This window comes from Citrobacter sp. RHB35-C21, from assembly GCF_013816515.1.
GTDB lineage: Bacteria > Pseudomonadota > Gammaproteobacteria > Enterobacterales > Enterobacteriaceae > Citrobacter > Citrobacter braakii.
The window spans coordinates 3280667-3307560 of sequence record NZ_CP057147.1; the positions used below are offsets into that span (position 1 = coordinate 3280667).

34 protein-coding genes and 1 tRNA gene are annotated in these 26894 nt (G+C 48.2%); 11 read left to right on the forward strand and 24 right to left on the reverse strand.

Annotated elements, in window-relative coordinates:
* Positions 1-87: 87 nt before the first annotated feature.
* Positions 88-300, forward strand: coding sequence for a KTSC domain-containing protein (locus tag HVZ39_RS16080; protein WP_071684699.1), 213 nt, complete (start codon positions 88-90; stop codon positions 298-300).
* Here HVZ39_RS16080 and HVZ39_RS16085 read toward each other — a convergent pair whose 3' ends face one another.
* From HVZ39_RS16085 to HVZ39_RS16165, 18 genes are all read right to left on the reverse strand, one after another.
* On the reverse strand, positions 301-855 hold the full coding sequence (locus HVZ39_RS16085; RefSeq protein ID WP_181632685.1) for a DUF2514 domain-containing protein: 555 nt from the start codon (positions 853-855) through the stop codon (positions 301-303).
* The gene (locus tag HVZ39_RS16090; RefSeq protein ID WP_181632686.1) at positions 834-1373 is read right to left on the reverse strand and encodes a lysozyme; all 540 of its coding nucleotides are present in this window, start codon (positions 1371-1373) and stop codon (positions 834-836) included. Before HVZ39_RS16090 ends, HVZ39_RS16085 begins: the two co-directional genes overlap by 22 nt.
* A 2-nt stretch (positions 1374-1375) precedes the next feature.
* Positions 1376-1690: a hypothetical protein gene (locus HVZ39_RS16095; RefSeq protein WP_001189445.1), complete on the reverse strand. Its 315-nt coding sequence runs from the start codon at positions 1688-1690 to the stop codon at positions 1376-1378.
* A 498-nt stretch (positions 1691-2188) separates the two neighbouring features.
* Positions 2189-2767: a DUF1133 family protein gene (locus tag HVZ39_RS16100; protein ID WP_181632687.1), complete on the reverse strand. Its 579-nt coding sequence runs from the start codon at positions 2765-2767 to the stop codon at positions 2189-2191.
* On the reverse strand, positions 2764-3057 hold the full coding sequence (locus HVZ39_RS16105) for a DUF1364 domain-containing protein (RefSeq protein WP_181632688.1): 294 nt from the start codon (positions 3055-3057) through the stop codon (positions 2764-2766). The genes HVZ39_RS16100 and HVZ39_RS16105 overlap by 4 nt, the downstream gene beginning before the upstream one ends.
* Positions 3054-3650 (reverse strand): DUF1367 family protein, encoded by a 597-nt coding sequence (locus HVZ39_RS16110; protein WP_045441382.1) that lies wholly within the window; start codon positions 3648-3650, stop codon positions 3054-3056. Before HVZ39_RS16110 ends, HVZ39_RS16105 begins: the two co-directional genes overlap by 4 nt.
* 447 nt (positions 3651-4097) lie before the next feature.
* On the reverse strand, positions 4098-4436 hold the full coding sequence (locus tag HVZ39_RS16115; RefSeq protein ID WP_181626059.1) for a hypothetical protein: 339 nt from the start codon (positions 4434-4436) through the stop codon (positions 4098-4100).
* Positions 4436-6412: a DNA cytosine methyltransferase gene (locus HVZ39_RS16120; protein WP_181632689.1), complete on the reverse strand. Its 1977-nt coding sequence runs from the start codon at positions 6410-6412 to the stop codon at positions 4436-4438. Before HVZ39_RS16120 ends, HVZ39_RS16115 begins: the two co-directional genes overlap by 1 nt.
* On the reverse strand, positions 6409-6681 hold the full coding sequence (locus HVZ39_RS16125) for a hypothetical protein (protein ID WP_181632690.1): 273 nt from the start codon (positions 6679-6681) through the stop codon (positions 6409-6411). Before HVZ39_RS16125 ends, HVZ39_RS16120 begins: the two co-directional genes overlap by 4 nt.
* On the reverse strand, positions 6678-7811 hold the full coding sequence (locus HVZ39_RS16130; RefSeq protein ID WP_181632691.1) for a site-specific DNA-methyltransferase: 1134 nt from the start codon (positions 7809-7811) through the stop codon (positions 6678-6680). The genes HVZ39_RS16125 and HVZ39_RS16130 overlap by 4 nt, the downstream gene beginning before the upstream one ends.
* Positions 7808-8059 (reverse strand): hypothetical protein, encoded by a 252-nt coding sequence (locus HVZ39_RS16135; RefSeq protein WP_032947062.1) that lies wholly within the window; start codon positions 8057-8059, stop codon positions 7808-7810. The genes HVZ39_RS16130 and HVZ39_RS16135 overlap by 4 nt, the downstream gene beginning before the upstream one ends.
* Positions 8060-8084: 25 nt before the next feature.
* Complete coding sequence (locus HVZ39_RS26680; protein ID WP_048241297.1) at positions 8085-8333, reverse strand: hypothetical protein; 249 nt, start codon at positions 8331-8333, stop codon at positions 8085-8087.
* 3 nt (positions 8334-8336) lie between these two features.
* Positions 8337-9017, reverse strand: coding sequence for a hypothetical protein (locus HVZ39_RS16140; protein ID WP_137364459.1), 681 nt, complete (start codon positions 9015-9017; stop codon positions 8337-8339).
* 38 nt (positions 9018-9055) lie between these two features.
* Entirely contained in the window at positions 9056-10444 is a 1389-nt protein-coding gene (locus HVZ39_RS16145; protein WP_137364460.1) for a replicative DNA helicase, read from the reverse strand.
* Positions 10441-11424, reverse strand: coding sequence for a helix-turn-helix domain-containing protein (locus HVZ39_RS16150; RefSeq protein ID WP_137364461.1), 984 nt, complete (start codon positions 11422-11424; stop codon positions 10441-10443). Before HVZ39_RS16150 ends, HVZ39_RS16145 begins: the two co-directional genes overlap by 4 nt.
* Before the next feature lie 2 nt (positions 11425-11426).
* Positions 11427-11651, reverse strand: a complete 225-nt coding sequence (locus HVZ39_RS16155; RefSeq protein ID WP_001648809.1) for a hypothetical protein — start codon at positions 11649-11651, stop codon at positions 11427-11429.
* A 22-nt stretch (positions 11652-11673) separates the two neighbouring features.
* Complete coding sequence (locus HVZ39_RS16160; protein WP_016152513.1) at positions 11674-12120, reverse strand: toxin YdaT family protein; 447 nt, start codon at positions 12118-12120, stop codon at positions 11674-11676.
* A gap of 64 nt (positions 12121-12184) precedes the next feature.
* A complete protein-coding gene (locus tag HVZ39_RS16165; RefSeq protein WP_217444170.1) occupies positions 12185-12436 on the reverse strand; it encodes a Cro/CI family transcriptional regulator in 252 nt (83 codons plus the stop codon).
* Positions 12437-12467: 31 nt separating this feature from the next.
* Here HVZ39_RS16165 and HVZ39_RS16170 point away from each other — a divergent pair, with 31 nt between their 5' ends.
* The 7 genes from HVZ39_RS16170 to HVZ39_RS16200 all read left to right on the forward strand — a co-directional run bounded on the left by HVZ39_RS16170 (position 12468) and on the right by HVZ39_RS16200 (position 18617).
* On the forward strand, positions 12468-12869 hold the full coding sequence (locus HVZ39_RS16170; protein ID WP_149911971.1) for a helix-turn-helix domain-containing protein: 402 nt from the start codon (positions 12468-12470) through the stop codon (positions 12867-12869).
* A 918-nt stretch (positions 12870-13787) separates the two neighbouring features.
* Positions 13788-14111 carry a hypothetical protein gene (locus HVZ39_RS16175; RefSeq protein ID WP_181632692.1) on the forward strand — a complete coding sequence of 108 codons (324 nt, stop codon included), beginning with the start codon at positions 13788-13790 and terminating at the stop codon, positions 14109-14111.
* 45 nt (positions 14112-14156) lie between these two features.
* The gene (locus HVZ39_RS16180) at positions 14157-16430 is read left to right on the forward strand and encodes a hypothetical protein (protein ID WP_181632693.1); all 2274 of its coding nucleotides are present in this window, start codon (positions 14157-14159) and stop codon (positions 16428-16430) included.
* Positions 16430-16984 (forward strand): siphovirus Gp157 family protein, encoded by a 555-nt coding sequence (locus HVZ39_RS16185; RefSeq protein ID WP_001648803.1) that lies wholly within the window; start codon positions 16430-16432, stop codon positions 16982-16984. The genes HVZ39_RS16180 and HVZ39_RS16185 overlap by 1 nt, the downstream gene beginning before the upstream one ends.
* Positions 16985-16986: 2 nt before the next feature.
* Complete coding sequence (locus HVZ39_RS16190) at positions 16987-17169, forward strand: hypothetical protein (protein ID WP_016152506.1); 183 nt, start codon at positions 16987-16989, stop codon at positions 17167-17169.
* A gap of 212 nt (positions 17170-17381) precedes the next feature.
* Positions 17382-17606 carry a DUF4224 domain-containing protein gene (locus tag HVZ39_RS16195; RefSeq protein WP_181632694.1) on the forward strand — a complete coding sequence of 75 codons (225 nt, stop codon included), beginning with the start codon at positions 17382-17384 and terminating at the stop codon, positions 17604-17606.
* Complete coding sequence (locus HVZ39_RS16200; protein ID WP_181632695.1) at positions 17607-18617, forward strand: tyrosine-type recombinase/integrase; 1011 nt, start codon at positions 17607-17609, stop codon at positions 18615-18617.
* A 27-nt stretch (positions 18618-18644) separates the two neighbouring features.
* Here the strand turns inward: HVZ39_RS16200 and HVZ39_RS16205 are convergent, their stop codons facing one another.
* The 4 genes from HVZ39_RS16205 to HVZ39_RS16220 all read right to left on the reverse strand — a co-directional run bounded on the left by HVZ39_RS16205 (position 18645) and on the right by HVZ39_RS16220 (position 22999).
* Positions 18645-19856, reverse strand: coding sequence for a hypothetical protein (locus HVZ39_RS16205; protein WP_181632696.1), 1212 nt, complete (start codon positions 19854-19856; stop codon positions 18645-18647).
* 14 nt (positions 19857-19870) lie between these two features.
* Positions 19871-20893 (reverse strand): nucleoid-associated protein, encoded by a 1023-nt coding sequence (locus HVZ39_RS16210; RefSeq protein WP_181632697.1) that lies wholly within the window; start codon positions 20891-20893, stop codon positions 19871-19873.
* Between the two features lie 247 nt (positions 20894-21140).
* A tRNA-Ser gene (locus tag HVZ39_RS16215) sits at positions 21141-21228 on the reverse strand.
* Between the two features lie 142 nt (positions 21229-21370).
* Entirely contained in the window at positions 21371-22999 is a 1629-nt protein-coding gene (locus HVZ39_RS16220; RefSeq protein WP_053389928.1) for an ABC transporter substrate-binding protein, read from the reverse strand.
* 270 nt (positions 23000-23269) lie between these two features.
* Here HVZ39_RS16220 and yccA point away from each other — a divergent pair, with 270 nt between their 5' ends.
* Entirely contained in the window at positions 23270-23929 is a 660-nt protein-coding gene (gene yccA, locus HVZ39_RS16225; RefSeq protein ID WP_016152501.1) for an FtsH protease modulator YccA, read from the forward strand.
* Between the two features lie 56 nt (positions 23930-23985).
* On the opposite strand, the gene HVZ39_RS16230 is transcribed toward yccA, so the two are convergent.
* Both HVZ39_RS16230 and HVZ39_RS16235 read right to left on the reverse strand, forming a co-directional pair.
* A complete protein-coding gene (locus HVZ39_RS16230) occupies positions 23986-24462 on the reverse strand; it encodes a hypothetical protein (RefSeq protein ID WP_019076424.1) in 477 nt (158 codons plus the stop codon).
* Entirely contained in the window at positions 24459-25214 is a 756-nt protein-coding gene (locus tag HVZ39_RS16235) for a winged helix-turn-helix domain-containing protein (RefSeq protein WP_181632698.1), read from the reverse strand. The genes HVZ39_RS16230 and HVZ39_RS16235 overlap by 4 nt, the downstream gene beginning before the upstream one ends.
* Positions 25215-25522: 308 nt before the next feature.
* On the opposite strand from HVZ39_RS16235, the gene HVZ39_RS16240 reads away from it, so the two are divergent.
* Positions 25523-26266 (forward strand): fimbrial protein, encoded by a 744-nt coding sequence (locus tag HVZ39_RS16240; RefSeq protein WP_047359363.1) that lies wholly within the window; start codon positions 25523-25525, stop codon positions 26264-26266.
* 74 nt (positions 26267-26340) lie between these two features.
* Positions 26341-26847, forward strand: coding sequence for a CS1 type fimbrial major subunit (locus HVZ39_RS16245; RefSeq protein WP_016152497.1), 507 nt, complete (start codon positions 26341-26343; stop codon positions 26845-26847).
* The last annotated feature ends 47 nt before the right edge of the window (positions 26848-26894 follow it).

The following is a 26894-nucleotide window of genomic DNA, read 5'->3' on the forward strand; positions in this document are numbered from 1 at the left end:
GATGACCATGATCGTCGACAAAGTTATACCCTTTGAATAGCTCTACGATTTCCTCGGGACTTTTCCCATTCAAACGAGGAAACTGCTTTGATTCGTCAACCTGTTTCATCTTCTAATCTCCAGTCAGTAGGATATGATCCCGCTACAAACGTTCTTGAAATTGCCTTTCATGGTGGCGGCATTTATCAGTACTCAGGTGTTCCATCGACAGTCCACCTGGGCCTGCTTTCAGCAGGGTCAAAAGGCGTTTACTTTCATCAACACATCAAAAATGTTTACGGCTATCGCAAGGTAGGCTAATCATCTGCGGGGATTCGTCCCCGCTTTTTGCCAGCTTAAGTAATTTGACTCTCTCACCGAGTCGTAAATCCGCTCACACGTCATCCCGGCGCGGTAGCGTTCGTCAGCGATTCCAGCATATCGCTGAGCTTCTGCTGCAATATCTCCGAGCATGTTGGCGAGCATTCTGGCGTCGGCGTCGGTTGTTTTGCTTCTGACGGTAGCGGCAAGATCTGCGGTGTGCTTTGCGGCGTCCAGACGGGTGGCAAGTTTTTTGGCTTGCTGCTGCAACTGGCTAACAGTGGCAGACAGACCAGCAGCAGTGGCAGCAGATTTAGCGGCTTGTGCTTGTGCATCTTTTACAGCCTCATCACGGGCAATAATGCGCCCTTGTTCAATCATGCGGGCAGCGGTCTGTGCGTTCGCAGTCTGCGATGATTCAGCGCTGTCACGTTCCGCCCACTTCTTTTCCCAGCCGCGGTTACTCCAGGCATTTCCGCCGATGAATGCGACGGCCACCAGCAGCAAAATGGCAATAAACTGATAGCGCAGGCTCACTGGTCTATCCCCCAGCACGCCAGCGCGCTTTCCTGGTCTCGCCTTTCTACCTGTCCATAGCAGCCATTTTTCTGGCCTTTGGTCAGACGACAGTCGCGGCCGCCGTCTTTAATCCACCAGCGAATAGCTTCACAGGCTCCTTTACGGTCGCCAGCATTGATGCGCTTATAGAACGTAGACGGGAAACATTTTCCGGGGCCGATGTTATATGGGCAGAAAGACGCGATACCCGCTTTCTGTGGTTCGGTCAGTGGTACCTTGATATTTCGGTCAACCCACGCCAGCGCTTTATCGCGTTCAATGGCGTTTACCTGGGCGCATTTCTCAGCTGACAGCTTCATGCCCTGTACTACCGGCTTACCATCAACCATCGTGGCGCCACGGCAAATGGTCCACACTCCGCCACCGTCACGATACGCCGTCAGGCTGTTACCCTCTTTTTCATCAAGAAACTGGTCGAGAATTACTGACGCAGGCGCGCCGGCAAGCACTAGCCCAAGAACGGCAGCGCTTAATTTTGTTTTTGTCGAGGCCATAGTTATTTTGCTACCTCACCAGAGATGCGTTTCATTGCCTCTGTAACGACCTCAGCCGCCGCAGGGCGATCTCGACCTGGTTTAACGGCCACATCAGCAAGGTACTTAGCTAATAACTGCGTTCTTTTTTTCTCTTCATCAAGCCGTTCACGTTCTTCTTTCCGCTTCGCGTAGTAGGTCTTAATGGTGAAATAAGCCGAGATCAGAGCGCCAAGGATAAATACATAATCTTGCAAACTCAGAACAGAAAAAAAACCAAGCAGCCCTGACCACCAGTACGGCATGTTATGTCCATCGGTTGGGTTCATACGTTGCATATCCGCACCTCCGTAATCGGGGCGCTGTGTGTTGTAAGGGATCAGGCTATCGGGCTGTATATGCTACGGGGCAATGTCGAAGATGGAACCCGGAGCCTGATATAGAGGCGGGCTCTGCGCAAGCGCCTGTCGGATTGGGTTATAAGCCGTCCGTCAGCGAGCCCTAAATATGATGAAGCCCCGGTAAATACCGAGGCTCGTTAATCGTTGCCGCGGTGAGTGTCGCGGCGCACTGTCTCTTTGTCGGGCTACTGATGCGTTAAACCGGGCGCCAGCCGTAACTAAGTGATGCTTTAAGCTTCCTCTCCCTCACTACGTCGCCATGGGAGCCCGACCAGATTAACGCTGTCGTCACGTTGCCAAAATATGGCATCCAATGCGGTCTTTCCGTTTAGCTATTTCATTTTTCCATCCTCCAGAAACGACAAAACCCGCTTGATGGCGGGTTATTAATTTTTATCTATCGCTGCGGGTGTAGCTTCGCGAGCATAGCTGAATTCAAGCAATCCCCGCGCAACTTTGCAACCGGAATCGATCAGCTTTTTTATCGAATACATCACACATTGGTAAGTACAGCATTGCTTCTGCCATCTGCAACCAGACATCAATTCGGCTTTCGCAGGTACGTAGGCACCATTCCGGGTGACGGGTATTCAGTTCTCTTGCCATGGCCTTCTTACTCATACGATCCTTGTACCGATCGACTACCAATTTAAAAAGACGCTGATGACCTGTCCGGACCAATATTTCACCGATCACAGCATCCATTAACAGGCCTTCTTCATCTGTACAGAATGCCAGGTTGCTTTTTTCTTTTCCGGAAAGCATGTCCAGAAAATATGACATCAGTTCACTGTGATCCAGACCCGATGATTTGAGATGCTTCAATACCTGTTGAATAGCAGTTTTACTGACTTTTTTTGACGCGAGAAGGTTATTAAACATATGTCCGCCAGACCAGGATCCAATATATGACCATCGGCCCCACATACGAAGTTTTCCCTGAATCCAGACTGACTCGAGGGTGTTTAATCGCAGCATTTCACCACCCTTTCCTGTCGTTGATGGGTTAATCATATAAACGCCTCCTCTCTCCAGATTTGTTGGGTACGGAAAACACCTTCGGCGTGATATAGCCTCAGAGTGTCCTGATCAATATCGGTTTTCACACGGCCATCAATTACGTCATGGCAACAGTTGCAGGCAATTGCGCCTTGCATGTCATGTGGTTTGATTCCCATCCCGCAGGTGTCACTCATGCGATAATGGGCAAGAACGCTGGTTTCTGGATTAAAATTGCAGATACCTGGAATGCGCACAGTACACATGCGACCGCGCGCCTGTTTGGTAAGATCGACTTTCTTCATGCGGCGTAACTGAATAATTGTGAGGCGGCGTTTTCTGCAGCCTGCTGGGTGGGAAATGTGCGGAACAAAATATAATTCCATAGCACATCAAGTACGGATTTATAGAGTTGGGAAAACTCGAGATCGTCCATTTTGGCAAACGATATGGATTTGGGTTCGTTGCGGGTCGTACCGTCAGGCATTTCGTATTGAGTATAAAAACCCGCCTCAATAGTTACCCAGGCGCGAAAGGCTTCAAAGGATTTTACAGCGCTGATATTACCGGCGCGTTTTTCTGCCTCTTCACGCAGATACTGATCAGCCAGCTCCTGGAGTGTTTCTTCATGACCAGCATAATGGGCCACCAGCTGCACATACCCACGAACCAGTTTTTTATCTGCCGGGGATATTGCACCACCCGACGGTTGCCAGTAATCGAATCCCAGATTCAGGAGTGCAAAAAATTTTCGGTGAAATGCCGCATTACGTGCCTGTTTAAAGTCAGCATATAAAACAGCACCAAGACGGAATTTTTTCTCGATAAATTCCCGTGCGTCAGGCGTCGCCGGTATTAATACCCCGCCTGCTGATTTTACAAATGAATACTGCGCCATTGGTTTCCCCTTTAGCGCAGCAATTGCTCAGAAATACTGGTGCCGGGTGTTCAGTCCGGTACCATAATTATATCTTAGTTTTGCCTCTTTGAACAACGACACAACCTGCTTGTTCTGCCAGTTCTAACAAAGACTTAAGCGATGCTACATGCTCATCATCGTAGATGTTTCTGAGTGCTGTCACCTTACCATTCTTGCAGGTTATGAGAACGCGACCGTTATCGGGGAGATGTTCCCCTACCTCCGTCTTTTTGAACACGTTCCCTCCCTCACAAGTATACTGTATAAACATACAGTATATATACTCCCAAGTGGCAGTAAGTGCAAACGTTTAAAGGCACAAAACGTTAAAAAATCAAGGCTGGTTAATTTGTACCCATCTGTTTAATAAAGAAAAACCGCCATTATCTGGCGGTTCTCTTTCTGGCTTTTGGTTCTCGTGACATGTCACATTGTCAGTTTCACCGCATGCCATCCGTGTGTAACCCAGCACTGAGAATCACCTGCGCACGGGCATGATTTAACCGGGAGCGCATCCCCGCATTTACCGCAGCGGTTCGCGCTGATTGATTTGATATGCCACTTTACACGCGCATCATCCTGGCGAATGAGAAGCGCGATGTATTCACCCATTTCATAGGGTGCGCGGCCCGGTCGACGATCTGCGCAGTTTCGGACAAGCATTTCCATTTCCTGCGCATCCAGCACCAGTTCAAGTTTCCGCTCACCAGCGGCAGACTGTCTGGCACGCTGTGCTGCTTTACGCTCTGCTGCTGATTTTGCCATTACGCGGCCTCCCTGCTTACACATAATTCAGGCAAATTAGCCCTCACCAGTGCCTCTGCAAACGGTGGCGGAACAGCGTTGCCACAACGAGCTACCTGCTTGTCCTTCGCGTACTTCTTACCCCGATAGTCCTGGTCGATGATGTACCACTCAGGGAAGCCCTGCGCGCGGTAAAGTTCATGCGGTTGCAGCATGCGCATGCCAATATCAACGATGCGGTAAGTTATGCCATCAACTGTCACCAGTCCGTCGCAATCCTCGCCACAGTATTCCTGCAGGAATGCCAGCGTCTGCTGTGCGCGGTACTCGTCATACCCGTCAGCTGCCAATGTGGTTTTTACCTCCCCTACGTGCTGACCACCAGCGGTGATCGTTGGCATGGGTTCGTCTGTGCGCTGCCCGTCCCGGCATGTACCGCGCAACTTCACCAGGTGTGAGGCAACAACTGCATGGTGATCAACGGTGGTGACCGAGTGTGCTGGTTCGTCCAACCCGACGCCCGGCCCGGAGTAATTCCCGCCGTAATGCTTCGCCAGGAATGCGCTCACCGTCGCGAACTTATTGCCGCCAGCAGTAACGGTACCCAGCGGATTGTCCAATTGCAGCACGCGCGGTTCCTGCCCGGGGCGTTCGCCATATCCCATCTGAATCAACGTCGGCGTTACCAGTTGCGATTTGCCGCCACCGCCCGCGGTGATAGTCGCGCTTGGCTCGTCGGCCCGGTGGCCGACGCTGGCCCCGAACTGGCGGGCTATCACTGGCGCAACAAGACATGCGCGGGATTGTTTCAGAATTGTGTGTGCAGGTTTATCCAGCGGGCGTGGTTTAGCCTGGTATTCACTACCACCATTACCCGCCAGAAATGGTGTCAGCGCGGCCTCAACAATCCCGAGCGCATGCCCATTCCCGCCTGGGTGTTTTGACGTGCCAGCGGTTACCGTCGGTACCGGTTCGGTAACGGGCTGGCCGGTTGCACCAGTGCGAAACTTTGTCAGGTGAGGAACGGCTAACGCGTAGCCGTGGGTTTTGGTAATGGTTTGCAAAGGCTCGCCCAACGCCTGACCACGGAAACAGTCGTAGCTCGTTTTGGTGCTGGTGTGATTGCATTTCACGATGAACGGCGACGCACTGTCGATAACAAAGCGCTGTATGCCGCGCGCGATCCGCTTCAGGGTATTTTCTGCCAGCTGTTTTTTGCGGTCGAATATCGACGGCGCCGGAATTGTCCAGTCTATACACTCAGCAGCCGTGCGCCACGGCGCCAGTCTGCCCGACTGAACCGCCGCAGATTTAGGATCCCCATGCGTTGGTTCCGGCCATACAATAGGCTTCCCATCACGGCGCATAACCATGAAGAAACGCTTTCTGATTGTCGGTGCGCCGTAGTCACAGGCGCGCAGTTCGCGATACTCGACTACATAGCCCAGGCCTTTTACCAGCCGCGCGGCGTCTTCGCTATCAAGCGAAATATTCAAAAACTCGCAGCATTCCTCCAGCGCCGGATGGTTCGCCGGGATGCCGGTTGTCAGCATGCCAATAAACGCTTCAAAAGTTTCGCCCGCGCGGGCTGGGTCAGGTCGCATTTCTCCAGCCAGTAACGGCCCCCACGTTTTAAACTCTTCGACGTTCTCCAGTTTCATTACCCGCGGCTCAACATCCAGCCCCCAGCGTAATACTACCCAGGCCAGTCCGCGGATCGCTTTCTCAACGGGTTTAGCGCCTTTAGCTTTAGAAAAGTGGCGGCAATCTGGAGAAAACCACGCCAGCGCCACCGGACGTCCTGCGGTAGCTACCTTTGGTCGAACCTCATACACAGACTCGCAGTAGTGCAACGTATCAGGGTGGTTCGTTGTATGCATCGCCACGGCGTTCTCGTCGTGGTTAATAGCAATATCAACGCTGCGACCGATCGCCATTTCAATACCGGTTGACGCACCGCCACCACCGGCAAAATTATCAACGATGATTTCTCTCACGCGTATTTCTCCATAGCGGTAGCCAGCGAACATGCTGCGATGATGATGGCCGGAACCGGCATTTTCTCCAGCCACATACGGTTGATGTGATGTTTCAGTCGGCGCTGGTGATGTGCCGGGAGATCCCCGGCGTTTTTAACCTGAGAAAAAACCATTTTCACTTCCACTGGCCAAACCGTTTCAGAAATATTAGGAAGAAGTAAGGTTTCCAACTCAACAATCCGACGATATGCATAACCCAATAAAGCGCCCTGTAGCTCAGCGTTCATAGTGCCTCCGCTTTTTCATTTGCATATTTTTTTAACGAGAAAGCCAACCTCGCAGATGCAATGGTTACATAGTCGGGATCAAGGTCGATGCCTACAAAATTGAACCCCTCTTCAATCGCAGCACGTCCGGTGCTTCCGCTACCCATCCACGGATCCAACACAGTACCGCCAGGCTGAGTGATGAGCCTGCAGAGATATTTCATCAGAGCTATTGGTTTAACTGTCGGGTGATTATTTTTCGCGCCCTTCGTACGGCCAGCACCGGCGCGCGGATCATTAATACCCGCGCTTCCCTCTTTACGCCCTCCGGTCATATCACTGGCAGATGTCGCTATAAAACGCTCAAGCCCCTCATCACGTTCGCTCGGTTTTACTTTGGCACAGTAAAAGAATCTGGCGGCACTCCCTTTGTCGCCGTGGTGAACAGTAGCGACACGCTGACGCATACCAAGAACTTGCCCCGTAGAGGCCGCAGAGGGTTCATTACCTGTTACCGGCGCAGCAGCACCAGCATTAGCAGGGAAACAGGCAATCACATCATCACTGCCATCATGGATAATGTTCGCTGGCCAACGGCCTCCCGCAGATTGTTCATAGTCTGCGGCTGGATCTGTTCCGTCGCGTTGATGAGAAAGCAAACAACCAGAACCACCAGATAATTGCTCTCCGGTTGGAATGCGGCAGGCGTTGATATTAAGTGCGCCGGTACCATGCGCTACCATGTTTTCTGCAACCGTCGTTTTAAATGGCTTGCGAGCCATTAAGATTGGTTCATGTGCTGGTTTAAGTGCAGTCCCCCAGCCGTCCCATTGGCCATCTAGATTATGTGACTTAGGGAAACCACTACCGTAAATCCAAAGAATTTGGTCACGAATTTCGAAACCAGCATCCTCGGCATTTACAACCAGGCGGTGATAGGTTCGAGACCCACCAAACGCCAGAAGATGACCGCCGGGCTTCAATACACGCAAACATTCCTGCCACTGCTCTACGGATGGAACGTCGTAATCCCATTTATGATTTTGAAATGAGAGCCCATAAGGTGGATCAGTAACAATCGAATCGACTGAATTGTCAGGTATTGACTTAAGCACCACCTCACAACGCCCCACATGCAACTGGTACGTCATGGTCTCGCCCCCTCAAGCGTCACTGCAATTTCTTCAAAAAATCTTTCCCGGGTATGGCTAGTCATTGCCGGTACAAACGCGCTCATTAGCCTTGACTGGTCACAGTTTTCATCATCAACGAATAGGATTATTTTTTTATCGAGGCGTGTTTTTGCTTCCTGCAATTGCTCATTTTTGCTGGCTCGCTGGATGTAATCAGCAATAATTACAATGGCTTTATTTGTATATTTTTTGGTGAACTCAGTCATGAGATCCCCCGCATCTTCCAGTTGTTTATCCACCTGATCCCCCTTCGTGCTGCTGCCGCCAATAATTTAAACGTTGTCTGAAAAACTCCCGATAACTCTCCGGCGTCGCGTCAATGTGCTGAATAACAGTCTGGCGAGTAACTTTACGCTCATAGAGCTGACGAACGAGCGCAGCGGCGCGCATGTCGTAATGCTCTTTGAGTTGGCACTCTTGTGGCCACTTCGCACGATTGAGCGGGAGACCGGGCGGGAGGTAATCCGATTGCCCGGCCATGCCTTAAGCCCTCATGTTTTTCTCTGAGTGAACGTAGAAACGTGGATCAACGCTTTTCAGCGTGAAGTGTGTAACGGGCATATCGTCATGCCGTTCGATGCCAACAAAGTTCGACATGCAAAGCGCAAAGACGCGTTTCTGGAGCTGATCCAGGGTAATTTTGATGTCCGGGTAATATTTTTTAATCGATGACATAATCCCCTGATATGAGAGCGTTTTACCCTTCATAATCGCCACGAGGTATTCCGCCGGCAGTTCGCTGGATTTTTGGGGTAATTGGGATTCAGTAGGATTCTCAATGGGTTTTATGGTATCCAGCAGCAAACGACAGCGGCTGGTAATACCTACCCTATAGCCCGTTTTTTTGTCGTAATTCTCTTTGCTTCCGGAAGTCCATACAGTTGCCGTTTCGCGGAGTTTTACGGTCTTCTCTCCACCTGAATAAATAACGGTTCCGGTATGCGTCTTACTGAAACACCGTGGGTTGGTTTCAACAGGTTTTGATTTTTTATTTTTTGGGGCCGCGCGAGCAGTTAATCCCGGAACAGGAACCGGACGCGGGCAAGGTACATAAACCGAACGGCTGCGAGCCCTGGCACCTGCGTTCATCCGCCAGATGATTACGTTCGTCCAGTCACAGGCATCGTCAACTGTCGCTACTTTAGGATAAATTAAATCGGTCATTGGTCTTTCCTCATTGTATTTCACGCTGGTCAGGCGTTTTAAAATGCGTCGGTGTTGTACTTCTCTGCATACTTACGGTGCGTTTTTCTGGGTTTTGCTGCCTCCAGTTGAATCCGTGTTTTTTCTTTGCCAATGTGCTGGTCGATCGGCAGAAAGTGACCGTTTTTAAACTCCTGGTAAACTACGGTACCAGCAGCTGCAAAGCGGCATTTGCCGAGGATGACCTCAGCCACACCAGCAGCCGGGCTTTCAGGGTTATAAACTTCATCTCTGTACAGAAACAGAATACTGTCAGCATCCTGCTCAATAGAGCCTGAATCACGCAGGTCTGACATTACCGGACGGCGCTGCGCCGCCGGGCGCGCATCGACGGCGCGGGAGAGCTGACTCAGTGCAAAGGTTGGCGTGTGCAGGCGCATAGCCATGGTTTTAAGATTTCGGGAAATATGCGCTACAGCGAGATCGTTACGCTCTGCTTTTGGTTTTTTAATCAGTCCGAGATAGTCGACCATAATCATCGCCAGATGCGGATGACGCCGTTTGTGTGTTTCGGCAATGGCGCGAATTTGTTCAACCGTAAGGTCGGTTGCATCCACGATCCAGATATCGCGATCCGTAAGCTCACCTATCGCAGCGGTTAATCGTGCCCAGTCCTCATCGTACATATCCTGTGGATTACGCAGACGGGAAACAGACAGATTCCCGGCACCAGCCAGTGAGCGTTCAACAATCTGAGCAGCGGCCATTTCCATGCTGAAAATTAGCGCGCCTCCGCCTTTAGCGGTTACGCCTTCCACAACAGTAAGAGCAAATTCGGTTTTACCCATACCTGGTCGACCAGCAACGACAATCAGATCCTGCGGGTTAATACCTCCTGTAGCATTATCGAGATCTACAATCCCGGTCAGAAGGTTACGCGTGGATTCATCGCCTTCCATGCGTTTCTGTACGGTGTCCATGTAGGCGGGCAACAGCTCGTTAATGTGTACCGGTTGGACGTCGCCGCTTTCAGCAGTCATATCCAGCAGCTGCGCCACAGCCTTTTCCACAACCTGATCACGTTGTTCCTGGTTGGCAGCATTGCGGATGCCGTCGGCGCCATCCTGCAAAAGTTTCGCCAGCGCACGGCTACGCCATGCTTTAACCATCTTCCCTGCATACCCTTTGAGATTCGGAATCGTTGCTGGTATGCGGGAAATTTCCGACAAATCAGCCAGGCTTGAACCGCCCAACGCCTCACTGATGAAAAGCATGTCGATCATGCCGTTAGTCAGTGCCTGTTTTTTTATTTCGCTGAATGCGCGGCGATAAAAACCAATGCTGAATGATTCCTCTGGCGTGGATGCGATCACGTCAAATGCGTCAGGTGTAGCGCCGCCATTCAACAACCCTGCCAGCACACACGCTTCCAGTTCCTGCGGGGTCATAGCGAACCTTCCCGGGTATTACGTAAAGTTTCTGGTTTCATCAAATAATCAAAGCTGGCGCGCCATCCACCGTTAGATCCGAAATAAAAATCAGGGGCATCAGCGCGGAATTTTTCGAAGTAACCCAGGAATGCTCCCGTAGTTTTATTTTTCATATGGGCCGCCAGGCGAATAATCATCCTGCGGCGATCTGTATCCAGTTCAGCAGCAGGCAGTGTGTCAGCGAATATCTCGTTGTAGCCGTTCATGACAGCATCCGGATCAATATCAGCCTCCGTAGTGGCCCATGCTTCGGCATCTGCGAGATAACCATCAAAGCGATTTACACGGCAGATATTGGCTGGTTTAGGTAAGCCAGAACCACGGCGACGCCATGTCGCCAGAACCCAACGAATAACTAATTGCAGCTCAGCCAGTGTGTATGCTTCCCGCGTTTGTGTCGGCGTAAGCATGAGAACGAACGGCTTAACATCACGGCAACGGGTACCGGTTTGTTCGTTATAGAATTCCAGGGCTTTTTTAGCGTCAGCAAGGATCCATTCGTCGCCCTCCCCCTTCTGGGGGTTAGGGGGATCATTAGGTTCATTGACTGGTTCAAAAGAGTGACTGGTTCTGGTGCCACCACATGGCATAGGGGGTGTGTTTTCTAACGGCATACCTGTGATTTTTGATGGCACAGGGGCTGTGCTTTTTGGTGGCACAGGGTTATCAAGATTCAGGTAATACACATTCGATGTATTTCCCTTACCATTGTTAATACCCATACGATTTTCTTTTGTTAAAACGCCCATGCCAATAAGCGCGTCAATATGCGTACGAACAGCACTCCTGCTGCATTCGCAATGATCAGCAATGTGCTGATAAGATGGCCAGCATTCACCATTATCATTGGCGTTATCAGCAAGTTTAATCAGCACCAGTTTACGGATTGGGTTTCCGGTTTTTATTGCCATAGCCCGGGCCATTAGGGTCATGCTCATAGTCAGATCCCCAGCAGTTCAGCCAGTTCACGACAGGCTATTTCGTAGTCTTTTGGTGTGAGAAAAACGCACGTCTCGATCATCTCAGCTTTGCGTTTCTCATAAATTTCCCATTTTTTAGCGGACAGGCGTTCTTCAAATATTCCCCGTACGTCATGCGCACAGGATGGCTCGCCATTTAAACGCCAGCCGTTCCGCCAGGTGATGCGGTCAGTTGATGTCTGCATATTGGTCTTTCCTCGATACAAGTTAAACGCTGGTCAGGCGCTGTGTTTCCTGTATGGCTTGTAGTGCCTGTGCTATCCGCTGTGGTCGATCTCTGGCATCAAGCAGCAAGGCAATAATCGCCGCGGCAAAATCACGAATCGCGATGCAAATTAACTGCTGAGTGGTCATCCCCAGCTGTGCATATCGTTCCGCAGGCAATGCAGCCTCCATCGCCATGGCCAGCGCTTTAGTTTTGATTCTTGCCGCTTTCGTCTCACCACGTAGCCAGCGAAAAATCTGCTGCCGGTTGTTGTTGATTGCCCGCCAGTCAGCATTACCTTTTGAATCCTCCATCGGGTGCAGTTTTACGCAGCTGGTATTGCCGCCCATTCGAAACCACATGCGAGTGATCTCAATAGCAACATGTTCCTGCCCACGCTCAGCAGCCCAGTTGAAGATTTCTCTTTTCAGTTCGTCGAGGTTTTCCACTTCGTCGCGTCTCCTGTCGCTGAAAACCTGATTAAGCGTAATCAGATTTCAAATACGCCCTTTGTTAAGCTGCGTTATCAGTCTTTGAAATGTCTTGGTACTCGCATGGATCGTAGACGAGCTCACCAGAGGTCATAAGGGCTAGACGAGCAGCCCTCTTTTCGGGGATGTGTACTCCCCAGCGAGAAACTGCGGGTTGAGATACGCCCAATGCCTTTGCCAATTTGGCCTTACTGCCAAAATAATTTATTGCATCTTTAGTAAGCACATACACCTCCAAGGTATTAACGTTTGTTTGGAAACTACAACTTAACATAAGGTAAGTCAAATTAATTTACATTAACCCTATGAAGAACATCGAACTGAACGACCGTATCCGCAGCAGAAGAACACAATTAGATATGTCACAGCAAAAACTCGCAGATGCTGTGAAGGTTTCGCACGTCACTATCTTTAAATGGGAAAGTGGTGAAACGCAGCCCCGTGGCAAGAATCTATTCGCATTAAGTAAAGTCCTGAAGTGTTCCCCTACGTGGCTACTTTATGGAGATGATGATCAAACTCCATTACCCCCTTCTGAAATTCCCACAGAGTTAGATGAGCGCCAGCAAAAGCTGCTTGAGCTTTTCGATTCCCTTCCTGAGTCAGAAAAAGACCGGCATTTGACCGAATTAGAGCAAAAGGTTGATGACTTCAACGCTCTCTTCGAAGAACTATTAGCCGCCAGAAAAAAATCACAAAAAAAATAAATAAAACTTTCAGTAGGTTATAAGAAACCACATAGAAACTTAACTTTTTTTAAGTAAAAACTATTGACCAACAACTTACCTTTAATTAAGCTTTATCTCATCAACGACGCACTAACCACGCGGCAGTTGTTCAGAAAAACGTTCTGACAGTCTGGAAAGACAGGCAAAGAATTCTGCGGGGCGCCGCCAGTACGCTGACATGCGGGAAAGACCGCACAGAATTCGATTCGTTGCAGTGGTGGAAGTAGAGAGCAATGGGCGCGTAACACCACACAAGCCCCCTGTCACGGCAGTGAACGCGGTTTCGCTCAGTATCCCGCGCATAGAACGCCCCGTGAGGCTTAAAGAGCCGCCTGCTCCCCGTTAACGGAGCACCACAATCAAAGAGCGCGGGCTTTAAAAACCATAGTGGCCAACGTCTGTATTTAGGGAATCCCAATCCCGACGTGTAACTGGGCGCGGCTCGCTCTTTTTGATTGTGGTGAATTGCAGCCGCTTCGACGGCAACCAGAAGATAAGCATCTGGCGCCACATTCATATATAGCCATTGCTGTGTGTAGTCTTTGCCCAGTCCCTACGATGGGCTCCTTTTTTACACAGTAACTATTTTGTGACCCTTCGGTGAAAACCGAAGCCCTCGAAGAGAGGGAAGCGGCGAGGAAAGACCAAAGAGCCTGACCTGCTCTGACCCCGGGAAAGACCGGGAGGAAAGACCAATGGGCATGACCAGCCCTGACTGCCGGGAAAGACCGGCAAACTTTAGACGTAAAAAAGCCCACCTGAGTGGGCTGATTTACCCCAGCGGAGACCAATCCGCCAGGAAGGTGCCACAGGGGACCAACCCTGTAGCGAGGAAAGACCAATGCAGGACAGAGCCAACACTGATCGGCTCTGAGTATACATCACTAAGGAGCCGCTATGGAAGCGCTTGCCATACCAGTAAAGCTGTACATTCACTACCATACCCAAACGTTTTCTTCGGATAAATACATCGTCGCCACCTGTGACATGTCACGCAACTTTCCGGACACCTACGTTTTGTTGGAAACCCGTGAAATTACCCTTGATATAAACCAGCCTGAGCCATTCGACATCATTGCTCTGCAGGTCGACCAGCTGCGCGGCCAGAAAGAGACGATTGCGGCGGAAGCACAACGTCAAATTGACTGTGTCGACGACAAAATTCAGCAACTGCTTTGCATTGATCACACCCCTGTTCAGGAAAGCGATATCCCATTTTGATCAGCCGGCGCCAGACCAGCGCCAGTAACCAAAGAGGAAAGACCAATGACCATCTACAACGGCTTATTTGAGCCAAAAAAATCAGCGGTTAAAGATTGCGGGGCCGTTCAGATGGCGATCGCAATTGATGCGCCAAACAAAAAAGTGGCAGAAAGCATTATGACCGGCAAACTCTGGGAAGCCTACCCAGCCAACGGTGACAACTATTTCAAACCCAAGTTATGGGAACATGCTGAAGGTCTGCCGTTGCCGGCTGTTGGTAAGTTCGATGAACAATTTGCCCTGGCACACACATTCGACGGGGAAAAATGGGTCATCAACGAACAGGAGACCAACGTTTCAAACCTGCCAGCCAGTAACGAGATTATCGATCTGGCAAAGCTACCATCCCGGGAACGCTTCGCGGCCGTCCTTATGTTCAGCGATTCTCCCATCGATGGAGTTCTTTACTCTCAGGTGCTGGATTATCTCGATAATCTTGAAAATAACGATGAATCCTTTGATGAGGATGATCGGGTTAATCTCAATATTCTCCACGCGCTGCACAATAACGAACCCGTGCAACATATGCATGTTGAAGGGCTGAATAATCTCATTCAGGCCATTTACGCAAACTTTGAAGATCAAACACCGGGTAAGGCTGCGATTTCACAATTTATTAAACGCTGGCTGGAAAACCCAAGTAAGCGTGATGAGATGGTGCCAAACAAAACATCATCACTTAGTACCTGCGTTAAAAATGACAATGTCGTTGTGGCACCACAACGTGGTTATAAACACACCTACGCAACACTGGATCAGGAAATTGCCGTTGCCCTACTTCCCATCGCTCCTGATGCGCCTGTGTTATCAGGAAATCTCCGTGATGCGGAAAAAATGATTTCTGATGACCGTGAGGATTTCAAACGTTGGTCAGCGGCATTGCGTACTACCGAGCAGATTCTCAAATATGACCGTCCAAGTATCTTTGGGGTTATTCAGAATGTCCCATCTAAAGATACATACCATTTCCCTGAGTCACTGCGACGCCATATTGATTCATGGCTCGCTGAACATGGTCAACTCGAATGTGCCGAAACGGATGCAGAAAGAACCAGCAAGCAGCTTGCGGCAGAACGCGGCGAATATGTGGAAGGTATCAGCGACCCTAATGATCCTAAATGGGTTAAAACCGATACCCAACCACAGGATTCAACCCACGATGACGGAACACTTTCGCGTGATGGAACTATGCCTGAAACAGCCTCAAATGAAGGTGAAAAACCGGAAGTGACAGAACAGGAAAAAGTTACAGAAGACCAAGCGGAACAAGATCGTGAAACGCTAAACAATATGGGTTACGGAGTATATGCGACCAGCCAGGAGACTGCTGACCAACCGAATGAAAATCTGGGCGATAAAGTGAAAGCTCTCGTTCAGGATGTGGATCAGCTCGTCGAGCGTGTTAAGCGTGAAGAATCGCTTCCTCAGGCGTCTGAACTGGTTAAGAGTATTAATGAAATGCAGGCTGGCGAAAACGACAACCTGGAGTTGTGGAAAGAAGTTTTCAAAACAGATGAGCGCTTTACCTCCGCATTCTCTGTGAATGGCGGCGGAACCTCAATCAATGGCACCTACATGACCATGATCGCTACCCGCGAATTTGGTCCGAAAGGTATCGGCTGGGGTGTGGATATTCTTGAAGAACGCTTTGACGATGGCGCGCCAATTACTCGCACAGTCAAAGGGGTTGACGGTAATAACACATGGGAACTCATCCCGGACGGTATCGGTGGCGTCCTTACAGAAAAACACCACGTTATCAAAATCAGTCTTTGGTACATCCGGAATGGTGCGCGCGGTGAAGAGATTTCATTCGGGTGTACCCCGTATATTTACGGCAGCAAATACGGCCCAATTTGCGATGGTGAAGCGACAAAAAAATCACTGACTGACGCAACCAAGAAAGCATTGTCTGCACTCGGTTTCTGCGCGGATATTTTCATGGGCCTGTACGATAACCCGGAATATCGCCAGAGAAATAAAGCTGAATTTGCACTCAAAAACGCCAGCGAAAACGCAGAGGATGCAGCCCGCGTACGTCAGGAACTGGACGATAAACTGACCCGAGTAGCAAATACTCTTGCATCAGCTGTGTCTGAGAACGAGATCAATAAGGTTTATTCTTCGATTGCCCGTGAAGCAGAGGTGCATCGCAAGGACGCAGAAGCGAAGGGTGACACGCAACATGCGCGCTATTTAAGTGGGCGTCTGCGTCGCCTGACATCCATCAAAGATGAACGTATCGCTGAACTGAATAAATCCCAGGAGAATGCATAATGACTACTGCAATCGCGTTAGCTGCTGACTACACCAATCTTCTGCAATTGCTGGAAAGCTCTGATGAACTAACTCCGGAAATGATCACCGATACACTGGAAGGAATTGAAGGTGAACTGGCGGATAAGCTGGATGCCATCATGGTCATCGCGCGTAATAACCTCGGCCATGCGAAAACATGCGATGAAGAAATAAAGCGCCTAGCTGAGCGTAAAAAGTCTTTCGAAAATAAAGATAAAACGCTTCGTAAATATATTCTGTCTTGCCTGCTTGCTGCTAATCTGGACAAGCTCAAGACCCCTAAGAATAGCTTTACTGCCCGTAAAGGTAGCGTCAGCGTTGTTATCGACAACGAAAAGCTATTACCGGATGAGTTGGTTACTGTTCAGACGATTGTCGCTCCGGACAAAAAAGCCATCAAAGAAGCGATCGAGGCTGCGGAAGCTGCCGCAGCACAAATCACTGCCGATGGTGGTGAAGTGCCAGCAGAACTGTTAAATCCGGTACCGGGTGCCCACCTTGAGATCGGCGAACGCTCACTACAGGTACGATAACTATGCTGAAACTATCCCTCAAACGTGGCGATGCGGTACACGTAGTATTTTCAGATGGCAGTAACGGCATTATTGAAGCTCGTAGCCGTTGCGAGTTGGGAATGCACCTGCCGAAAAGCGTTAAAGTAACTCGTGAGAAAGGAGCATTCCTACCCGAAAACCTGATTAAGCGTAATCAGAAATAAAACCACACTATCGCTAGCATTGTGGCCTCACCCAACACAGGAGGCTGCAATGCTGCGATGGCAACCCGGAGCTACTCTGCTCACAGATTTCGATATAAAGATTGGCCGGTTATCGGCAAGCGTACGAAAGAAGACTCTGACCCAGTCAGACATCGAACGCGCATGCAGTGATGCTGATGATGCCGTGTACCGGATGATGAGGAAAGACCAACATGGCCAGAGAAAACGACCTGCTAACAGACGCAGAACTGATTGAGTTTACCGGTTATCAGAAAGCATCAAAACAAAGGGAAATCCTCGACCGCGGCGGCGTCTCGTACATACCCGACCGGGAAGGTCGCCCGATGGTTACCTGGACACACATTAACGCTGTATTGAACGGACAGATCACCGATCAGACCAGCGCAGAAGAAAAACCCGATTTCGGAGCTATTTAAATGGGGCGCAGAAGAAAGGATCCTGGAGATAACAAACTGCCGCCGCGCGTATCCAAAACAAAAACGCGTTACTACTACAAACCCACGTCACGGGAGACCGTGACACTGGGGCCAATCACTCTCACTATGTCAGCGTTATGGAAACGGTATGAGGAAGAACGACGGAATTACTCAGATGTAATGACGTTCGAAAAGCTCTGGGGAATGTTTCTCAAAAGCGCCTACTACACAGAGCTGGCAATACGAACCCAGCGTGACTATCTGCAACATCAGAAAAAACTACTAGCTGTATTCGGCAAGGTTAAAGCTGACATAATCAAACCAGAAGACGTGCGCCAGTTTATGGATCGTCGTGGTCTGCAAAGTAAGAACCAGGCCAACCAGGAAATGAGCAGCATGTCTCGCGTTTACCGCTGGGGATATGAGCGCGGATATGTGAAGGGAAACCCCTGTTCCGGCGTCAGCAAATTTTCTCTCAAGGCTCGTGAACAATACATCACTGACGAAGATTACCTGGCAATTTATAAACATGCGGATCACGTAGTCAGAGCCGCAATGGAAATATCTTACTTATGCGCCGCGCGACAAGCTGACGTACTCGAACTACGTTGGATGCAAATATCTGATAAAGGGATTTTTATCCAACAGGGTAAAACCGGTAAAAAACAGATAAAGGTCTGGACACCTCGCCTGCAGGAAGCGCTGGAAACGGCACAGGTAGCATGTCCGAAGCTTTCACCTGACGCATTGGTTCTCTATAACAGCGATCGCGGCCAGTTCATCCGCAAGACATTCAATAATCGCTGGCTAAAGGCCGTGCGGGCAGCACAGAGTGAACTTAATCGACAACTGGATTACACGTTTCACGACATTAAGGCAAAAGCTATTTCAGATTTTGAAGGGAGTAGTAGGGATAAGCAGATATTCAGCGGTCACAAGACGGAAAGTCAGGTACTTATTTATGACAGAAAAGTACAAATCAGCCCGACTCTAGATCTCCCTCCCATATAATTGACCAAGGCTGTGATTCAACAGCCTTTAAAAAACAGTTATGATAAATAATGCCGCATTAAGAATAAGGTTACAGATAGAAATTGATTGCACAAAATTCAATGTTGATATTACTTTTTGTGATTGATCATTGAGTTCCTGTTCCTTCTGACTCAGCTCAATTAATTCAAGATCCTTTAATTCTGTTCTAATATTATCAAACAAATCTTTATATTCAGACTGTGAAATCCTGATCATAGACGACTGAAACTTAACCAAATACCATATATTTATTGATGCAAAGAGAACAAGTAATAACGCCCCAACGTTAATAATTGCAGAGCTACCAGAAAAATCTCCTTTCATTGCTACGAAACTTATTAAGCTAGAAATAGGAATTGACAATGCTCTTGTCAAAGTATCGTACATTATTCCATTTAGTTTTGATAAATAATCTCTAAATCGTTCTGAATACTCTTTACGTATTTTATCAAAACTAAATCCAACTGAAAAAGTTCGATAGTTTTCTTCAAAAACAAGACAAAAGAGAGTGAATTCTGCTAGTAACTTTCTGAATGAATCAGAGCGTTTTTCACGCCAAAGAAAAGAGTGCAAAGTACTACGCATGATATTACATTTGGCATCCATATGTAATTCATCAGAAAAAATTTTATCAAGCTTTGCAAATCCATCAAATTCATGCTCAAGATCTTTAATGTTATAATTTAATGTAACACTGATCTTTTGCTTATATAAAAATATTAATTCATGTCCATCTTGGTGATCAGAGCAAGATGAAAGCAGATCCCATATTTTTTTAACTTGTCGATACCTAGCTATTTCGTTTTTTGAATATTCGTCAGGACAGATAGTACAATCACCATTATTTATCCCTAACTTTATTATTAGAAATCGCTCTGGCGACAAAGGGCATATTTCGATTAACTCATTTTCATCGTAATAAATATGAATACCACTCATGCGCAAAGATTTGAGATTTAGTGAAACCTCAAAGGTAGTGATATTTCCATTAGTAATAGATGATGGGAGTTCATCCCATAGACTGAATACTCTATCACGAGACTGCCCTTTAAAAACAAATGAAAACGTCTGTGATATTAAATTTTGTTCAGCACATATTGATGCAAAATCATATACTATCTGAACCATTGGCAGATGAACATGGACAATATCATCAGCATAAACAATATCCTCACTGGACAACGCGAGTAATTGTTTTATACTTTCAAATCTAGCCATTTCAGCCCCCTACATTATCCCTTTTCTAATGCTTTTCGTAAAACCGTTGGTATCTGATTGAATGTTAATTTTCCAGTTGTTGAGTCAAATTCAACCGTTTTAGATGTCAATAAATCAGCATCAAAACTTATGCTCATCCTTTTATCACTGCCGCGATAACGAACTAACGCTTTCAAACCGGTGTTATCAATGCTAACACGTTCACTTAAATTGTACGGTTCATTTTGTGCCACATTAAGTAGAAGATGCTCATGTTCAGGAAACAAATGTCTGCCTAAAACTTCGAGACTGATTTTCCCATCATCATCCTTATGCTTTTTACAAAAATCCTCTGCCAATTCTAGCTTTTCATTTATTATTTGTGGTTCACTTTCATGAACTAATTGCAGGCAATGTTTGATAGCATCAACTAATCCTTTAGTTTCAATTTTAGCCTGAGTGAATTCTTCGCAACCTATGAAATCTTTAAAGTAATCACGAATTTCGCTTGCACGCCCTACTCTAAAAGATATATATCTTTCATCTATTTCATCGTTCCAATCATTAAGTCTTATTCTTGCTGCAAGATGCAATTTATCAAGATCAAGTCTATCAATAAGCTTGAACGATAGTTCCTCTAGAGTAAAACCTTTTGTTTCGAGAAGAGTAATAACCGATAAATAGTGTTTAGAACCGAATGAGTGATGAAAAAACACAATATATGTTGGCTTCGCTATTTTACCAGCGCCTTTATTCATTTCACCCTCAAGAATTCTAGCCAAATCAATTGACATTTGAGTGAAGTCAGGGAAAGAAAAAACATCATCATTGATGGAAGAATATCTTTCTAAAACCTGTTCAAATCTAGGTTTTCCGCTAACTTGGCTAAAAGTTCCTGTCTGTAATCCGGTCTTATTAAATAAGCTTAAAAGACTACTAACAACATCAGTAGTGAGCTCATCTATATCATTCTCTTGAAAGCGCTCTATTAACATTGCTGCTCTAGAGCTGTCACGCTTAATTTGATGAACAATAAAATTATGGATAGTTGCAGACACGATGTTCCCTCTTCATGACTAATTCAGGGTCAACTATCCACATTTTTGCTGAAAAATCAAGAAAATATGAAAAACAAGGTTATTATATTGATGTCAGATCAAAATTCGTCATCAAAAAAAACATAAATATGTATTTTTATGCATAGTTATGCATTTCAGTATTATTATATTCTTTCCGAATATTCTTTCTTTATTCTTCTGCTCAAAAAACAAAGGGGTTAGCGTTTAGCTAACCCCTTGTTAAATTTGGCGGAAGCGTAGAGATTCGAACTCTAGAACCCTTTCGGGTCGCCGGTTTTCAAGACCGGTGCCTTCAACCGCTCGGCCACGCTTCCAATGAGGCGCACTATAAACATCCCGAACGGACCTGTAAAGCACCAATGCGTTCGTTTGCCTGAAAAACAGCCAAAATATTGTTAATCGACTGAAATAACAACAGATTGACCGTTTATTCAGCACAAATACTGGCTACAGCGCTTAATGTTTTTTGATGAACATATCTTTGGTGTAGTAATTTCCCCGGTTATCTGGCGCAAATCCTCCCACCCACGGCTTCACAAGATGCGTGCGGACATAGTGGTAAACCGGAATCGCTGGCACATCCTCTCCTAAAAGGTCTTCAGCCTGCTGGTAGTATTTGCCTCGCTCCTCCAGCGAAGTTGCTTTCGCCGCATTGCGCATCGCGTCATCAAAAGCGGGATTGCTGTACCTGGTGGTATTCTCGCTATCGCCGGTACGGAAAATATTGAGGAAACTTGAGGCATCATCATAATCGGCGATCCATGCGTAGCGCACGACGTCAAAATTACCGGTGTGCATGGTATCCAGCATGGTTTTCCATTCCTGATTTTGCAGCTTCGCCTCTACGCCGAGGTTTTTCTTCCACATTGACGATGCGGCAATGGCAATACGCTGGTGCGTTTCGAAGGTGTTATAGAGCAGATTTAGGCTAAGCGGATGCTCAGGGCCATAACCGGCTTCAGCCAGCAGTTTCTTAGCCTCGGTAATGCGTTTTTCGAGCGGCCACGCCGCATATTCCGGCGCATGCAGTTGCACTCCCCCTATTTCCGGCTGGCTGATAACCCACGCCGCGCGTTGTCCCTGCCCCATCACCTTTTGTGCGATGATGTCTTTATCTAACGCCATATTCAGCGCCCGGCGCACGCGCGGGTCATTAAACGGCGCTCGAGTCGTATTGAACTGATAGTAATAGGTTGAAAGCTGAGGTGAGACATGGAGTTCATCGCCCATCGTCTTTTTCAACTGCGCGAACTGATTGACCGGGACGCTATACACAATGTCGATTTCGCCGGCCTTATAGCGGTTAACGTCTGCGGACTCTGAACTGATGGGCAAATAAGTGACCTTATCAATGACGGTGTGCCGATCGTCCCAATAATGCGGGTTACGCACGGCAACGATGCGCTCATTGACTACCCACTGCGATAACTTGTACGCCCCGCTGCAGACAAAATGTTCTGGCCGGGTCCACTTATCACCAAAGCGGCCGATCAGCACTTTATCCAGCGGAACCAGTGACGGGTGCGCCAGCATCGCCAGAAACGCCGCCGTTGGCTGCGTCAGGGTAATTTCCAGCGTGCTATCATCCAGGGCTTTGACCCCGATATCGGCAGGATCTTTTTTCCCTTGGGCAATATCGAGGGCGTTTGCTACGTGCATATTGCCCAGATACGAGGAATAAGGTGAAGCTGTTTGCGGTGAGACCAGACGCTGCCAGCTCCAGACGACATCCTGTGCGGTAATGGCAGACCCATCTGACCAGGTTATGCCCGGACGTAAATGAAAGGTCCAGACGGTGTTGTCTTTGTTCTCCCAGGACGCGGCCAGCCGGGGTTCGATAGACCCATCCGACTTAACCGCCACCAGTCCGTCGAACATATCGCTGATTAAATTAAACTCAACGTTGCTTTCGACTTTATGCGGATCCAGCGACGCTGGCTCACTGCCATTGTTTCTGACCAGTTCCTGTTTTTCTGCAAGAATTGTTCCTGCGGGAACATTTGCCGCCATCGCCGCGCCGTTGATAGACATCAAACAGACAGTCAACAGCGTAAACGTCAATATCTTCGATTTATGTTGAATCATTCCCTTTACCTTATTGCTCTGTTTTATGTAGACACCGCTGCCACTGTCAGAGAGAAACAGGAATAACGCAATATTTTTCAGTTACCTGGCAGATATCTAACAGGCATTTTTACACATATAGTGCTAACATCTGATTCGGGAGCTTTTGTTGAAATAATATGCTTAAGCCTGGCGGGTTAAAATGCGTAAAGATGGGTAAAACCGCTGTGTCATTCCCCTTGATTTCATTATCCTCCATCATTAATTACATCTGTCATAAGAGAGTGACTCATGGATCGTATTATTAGTTCTTCACGCGATCGTACATCGCTACTCAGCACGCATAAGGTGCTGCGCAATACCTATTTCCTGCTCAGCCTGACGCTGGCGTTTTCGGCGCTCACTGCGACTGCCAGTACCGTACTGATGCTGCCTTCTCCGGGGCTTATTCTGACGCTGGTGGGTATGTATGGTCTGATGTTCTTGACCTATAAAACGGCGGATAAACCGGTTGGTATTCTGTCAGCTTTCGCTTTCACCGGCTTCCTGGGCTACATTCTGGGACCGATCCTGAACACATACCTGTCTGCGGGCATGGGTGATGTTATCGCCATGGCTTTGGGCGGTACGGCGCTGGTCTTCTTCAGTTGCTCAGCCTACGTGCTGACCACGCGGAAAGACATGTCCTTCCTCGGCGGTATGCTGATGGCAGGGATCGTGGTGGTGCTGATTGGTATGGTTGCGAATATCTTCCTGCAGTTGCCGGCTTTACATCTGGCGATCAGCGCGGTGTTTATTCTGATTTCTTCAGGGGCAATCCTGTTTGAAACCAGTAATATCATCCGTGGCGGTGAGACCAACTACATCCGTGCCACCGTCAGCCTGTACGTTTCGCTGTACAACATCTTCGTCAGCCTGCTGAGCATTTTGGGCTTCGCCAGCCGCGATTAATCAGCATCACTGATACGAAAAAAGAGAATGCCAATGGCATTCTCTTTTTTTATACCTTATTGACCCCGGCAGATATAGGTAGGATAGCGCCGGTCCTGAATAAGCCACACAGCAGGTGAAAGTTCAGAGATCGTCAGGTAGTAGCGTGAAGTCGGATAGGCGAAGCTCCCCCATTGGGCATTCGGCGTATTGTCATTGTGGCGAAGCCAGGTTTTGGTGTAGGTCAATACAATGACGTTGTCATCGTCCCGCTGCTCCCACGTAAAGTCTACATCCCTGTCAACGATAAAATTTTGCCCGCCAGCTCTTGCCGCACCTTTATAAGTGGTCAACCCTGTACCGTCCCGATGAAAATAGAACTGAGCAAGGGCATTTACCTTCACTTCACTTGCTTTCCCCTCATTGCGCGTAAAGTTAAATTCAGTGCTGCAGGCCAGCACATCGCTTTTTCCCGTCGCGCCGCAATAGTAAAACAGCGCCAGCGCGCCGCCGACCAGGGCTCCGCCCAGTCCAAAAAGAAGCCTTATTTTCATTTTCCAGCCCCGTTTTTATAGCGAATGGTCTTGCACAGACGTGTTTTATTGACCGGGCAGGCCCCGATAAACAGTTCATCAGCAGTTGCAAGCGAAAAACGGGCGCTGAAAAAATAAATAGCATACTCCTCGCGCTCGCAAGCCACGTCATTGGCCTCCAGTCGCTCAGCTAATTTTGATAGCACTAACGGCCGTCCATGATCTTCGATAACCCAGATACTACAACGCGCGATTTTTTCCTGGACCGGCTTTAATTTCGCCGGAACAGTTATCTCCTGCGGGCGGCTAACGTAAAAGATCGCTCCCAACGGCACGGCAATCAATGCCCCTATTCTGAACCACTTTTTCAGGGATACTCGCCGGGGCTGTACATCTTGTTGCGCTGAGGGGGGTTGGGGATCAACGGCTTGAATTTTCTCTCCAGGCTGAAAAATCACATCAGCATCAAAACGGAAACCATAGCGCGGGACAGTGACGATCAATTCGTGCCCCTCTCCCAGAGACTGGAAGCTTTTACGCAGTTCGCTTACCGCTTTATTGAGATTATTTCCTGATGGCGTAAAGCCAAATTCTTCCCACACGCGAGCGATCAATTCCTCCCGGCTTAAGTCGCGTCCTCGGTGTTTAATGAATTCCTGTAAAAGACGAACGGCTGGCGCCGAAAGTGTTAATACAGACTCGGGTTGTCCAACAAGACTTATTGCATGTGCTTCAGGATCAAATAACAACGAATTATTGCATATAAAAAACATCTTTTATTCTCGGCTGTTACCGCATGCTTTTTATTCCCTGGTACGTCGATATGAAAACCGCCCCCTGACCTGCTTATTTTTTCATCAGAAGGAATTTTCCTCCCATCCTTGGCCGCGGTATTTTCGCTTAACTATACAACCTTAAAGCCAGAAAAGCAGGATAAAAAACTGTATATAACGAGTTAACTAATACAAATTTTCACAAACCGCTGTTCTGGTTAAAGTTTCCCTGCCCTGAAGCGATACGAAAGCAGAAGGTGTCCTGGTGTTAACGCGCCGCCTTTAAACTCAGAGCAGGCAGACTGATTGTGAAACAGAAAAAAAGAGTGAGCATGACAACCGCCTTTTATGTCGCCGCGCTGTCATTGCCATTTTTCTCAGAAATGACAATGGCCAATATGAGCGTGTATCCCATGGAGCTGAATGTAGACAGATCCGGTGCGGCGCAAATAAAGGTGGCTTCAAAAACGGATGATATTCAGTTCATTCGGGTGAGGCAAAAGAAAATTCTTAATCCCGGAACGGCCCAGGAAAAAGAAATTGACGTCGCTTCGTGGAAAGAAGGTGGCGTGGTGGTTACGCCCGAGAAATTTGCTCTAGCTGCAGGCGCGATGCGCGTTGTTCGTCTGGTATCGCTTATACCGCCGAAAAAAGAGACCACCTGGCGTGTCTATTTTGAAGGGGTAAAACAACCTGACAGCATTATTCCGGGCAAGGCAGAAACCCCTGCAGCAATGGCGACATTAGGTGTCAATGTGATCTGGGGCGCACTGGTCCACATTGCTCCAGAAGAAAACGTAATTTCACTGTCGATTGACCCTCGCCGGGGAACGTTAAAAAACAACGGCACATTGCGTGTGCCGCTCAGAGAGATTGGTATTTGTGATGCTGTTTCATCGTGTAAATGGATAAAAGAAGACGCGACGATTTATCCGGACACTGAACGGAAATTAAAAACGCTCACTATGAAACAGGGTCAGAAATATAAGTTCCGCTACTTCAACTGGGTGAATAAAACCGCTGAAGAAGCTGATTTACCCGTCGTGCAATAACACGACGGCACAGTAAAAACCCACGTAGTTTGTTTAAAGAGCCAAGGTGCTCATTTGTAAATATGGAGATATCAATGCGTAACTATATTAAACCTCTGATGATTGTTGCCGCGATGGCCTCGTCCTTTAGCGCGCTGGCGATTCAAAAAGATATTACCGTCAACGCCAGCGTTGACTCACAGTTGGATATGACTCAGGCCGATAACACGCCACTGCCGGCCAGCATCGACATGCAGTACCTGCCAGGTCGTGGGCTGGAAAGCTACCGCCTGAACACCAAGGTGTGGTCTAACTCCGCCACCAGCAATGTCAAAGTGCGCCTCGTTAGCGCAGCTAAGCTCACCAATATGGATGGCGACGAGACTGTACCGATGACGGTGATTCTGGGTGATAAAACACTGTCTACCACCGATGCCGAATTTACCGGAACTGAACTGTTCCCAGGCAGCATTGAAAACGGTTCAGCGGTACTGCCACTGACCATTTCTCAGACCACCAAAGGCATTCTGAAAACCGGTCAGTACAGCGGCGTTGTCAGCCTGATGCTGACGCAGGCGACGACCACGGAAGGCGGTGCGTAACACCACAGTACATAAGGGATAACGTCAGAGGGTGCCCACCCTCTGAC

Excerpts from the sequence above, each read along its gene's own strand:
- HVZ39_RS16090 (WP_181632686.1), bottom strand. The coding sequence starts at position 1,373 with ATGGCCTCGACAAAAACAAAATTAAGCGCTGCCGTTCTTGGGCTAGTG.
- HVZ39_RS16095 (WP_001189445.1), bottom strand. The coding sequence starts at position 1,690 with ATGCAACGTATGAACCCAACCGATGGACATAACATGCCGTACTGGTGG.
- HVZ39_RS16100 (WP_181632687.1), bottom strand. The coding sequence starts at position 2,767 with ATGATTAACCCATCAACGACAGGAAAGGGTGGTGAAATGCTGCGATTA.
- HVZ39_RS16105 (WP_181632688.1), bottom strand. The coding sequence starts at position 3,057 with ATGAAGAAAGTCGATCTTACCAAACAGGCGCGCGGTCGCATGTGTACT.
- HVZ39_RS16110 (WP_045441382.1), bottom strand. The coding sequence starts at position 3,650 with ATGGCGCAGTATTCATTTGTAAAATCAGCAGGCGGGGTATTAATACCG.
- HVZ39_RS16115 (WP_181626059.1), bottom strand. The coding sequence starts at position 4,436 with ATGGCAAAATCAGCAGCAGAGCGTAAAGCAGCACAGCGTGCCAGACAG.
- HVZ39_RS16125 (WP_181632690.1), bottom strand. The coding sequence starts at position 6,681 with ATGAACGCTGAGCTACAGGGCGCTTTATTGGGTTATGCATATCGTCGG.
- HVZ39_RS16130 (WP_181632691.1), bottom strand. The coding sequence starts at position 7,811 with ATGACGTACCAGTTGCATGTGGGGCGTTGTGAGGTGGTGCTTAAGTCA.
- HVZ39_RS16135 (WP_032947062.1), bottom strand. The coding sequence starts at position 8,059 with ATGACTGAGTTCACCAAAAAATATACAAATAAAGCCATTGTAATTATT.
- HVZ39_RS26680 (WP_048241297.1), bottom strand. The coding sequence starts at position 8,333 with ATGGCCGGGCAATCGGATTACCTCCCGCCCGGTCTCCCGCTCAATCGT.
- HVZ39_RS16140 (WP_137364459.1), bottom strand. The coding sequence starts at position 9,017 with ATGACCGATTTAATTTATCCTAAAGTAGCGACAGTTGACGATGCCTGT.
- HVZ39_RS16145 (WP_137364460.1), bottom strand. The coding sequence starts at position 10,444 with ATGACCCCGCAGGAACTGGAAGCGTGTGTGCTGGCAGGGTTGTTGAAT.
- HVZ39_RS16150 (WP_137364461.1), bottom strand. The coding sequence starts at position 11,424 with ATGAGCATGACCCTAATGGCCCGGGCTATGGCAATAAAAACCGGAAAC.
- HVZ39_RS16155 (WP_001648809.1), bottom strand. The coding sequence starts at position 11,651 with ATGCAGACATCAACTGACCGCATCACCTGGCGGAACGGCTGGCGTTTA.
- HVZ39_RS16165 (WP_217444170.1), bottom strand. The coding sequence starts at position 12,436 with ATGTTAAGTTGTAGTTTCCAAACAAACGTTAATACCTTGGAGGTGTAT.
- HVZ39_RS16170 (WP_149911971.1), top strand. The coding sequence starts at position 12,468 with ATGAAGAACATCGAACTGAACGACCGTATCCGCAGCAGAAGAACACAA.
- HVZ39_RS16175 (WP_181632692.1), top strand. The coding sequence starts at position 13,788 with ATGGAAGCGCTTGCCATACCAGTAAAGCTGTACATTCACTACCATACC.
- HVZ39_RS16180 (WP_181632693.1), top strand. The coding sequence starts at position 14,157 with ATGACCATCTACAACGGCTTATTTGAGCCAAAAAAATCAGCGGTTAAA.
- HVZ39_RS16185 (WP_001648803.1), top strand. The coding sequence starts at position 16,430 with ATGACTACTGCAATCGCGTTAGCTGCTGACTACACCAATCTTCTGCAA.
- HVZ39_RS16190 (WP_016152506.1), top strand. The coding sequence starts at position 16,987 with ATGCTGAAACTATCCCTCAAACGTGGCGATGCGGTACACGTAGTATTT.
- HVZ39_RS16195 (WP_181632694.1), top strand. The coding sequence starts at position 17,382 with ATGGCCAGAGAAAACGACCTGCTAACAGACGCAGAACTGATTGAGTTT.
- HVZ39_RS16200 (WP_181632695.1), top strand. The coding sequence starts at position 17,607 with ATGGGGCGCAGAAGAAAGGATCCTGGAGATAACAAACTGCCGCCGCGC.
- HVZ39_RS16205 (WP_181632696.1), bottom strand. The coding sequence starts at position 19,856 with ATGGCTAGATTTGAAAGTATAAAACAATTACTCGCGTTGTCCAGTGAG.
- HVZ39_RS16220 (WP_053389928.1), bottom strand. The coding sequence starts at position 22,999 with ATGATTCAACATAAATCGAAGATATTGACGTTTACGCTGTTGACTGTC.
- yccA (WP_016152501.1), top strand. The coding sequence starts at position 23,270 with ATGGATCGTATTATTAGTTCTTCACGCGATCGTACATCGCTACTCAGC.
- HVZ39_RS16230 (WP_019076424.1), bottom strand. The coding sequence starts at position 24,462 with ATGAAAATAAGGCTTCTTTTTGGACTGGGCGGAGCCCTGGTCGGCGGC.
- HVZ39_RS16235 (WP_181632698.1), bottom strand. The coding sequence starts at position 25,214 with ATGTTTTTTATATGCAATAATTCGTTGTTATTTGATCCTGAAGCACAT.
- HVZ39_RS16245 (WP_016152497.1), top strand. The coding sequence starts at position 26,341 with ATGCGTAACTATATTAAACCTCTGATGATTGTTGCCGCGATGGCCTCG.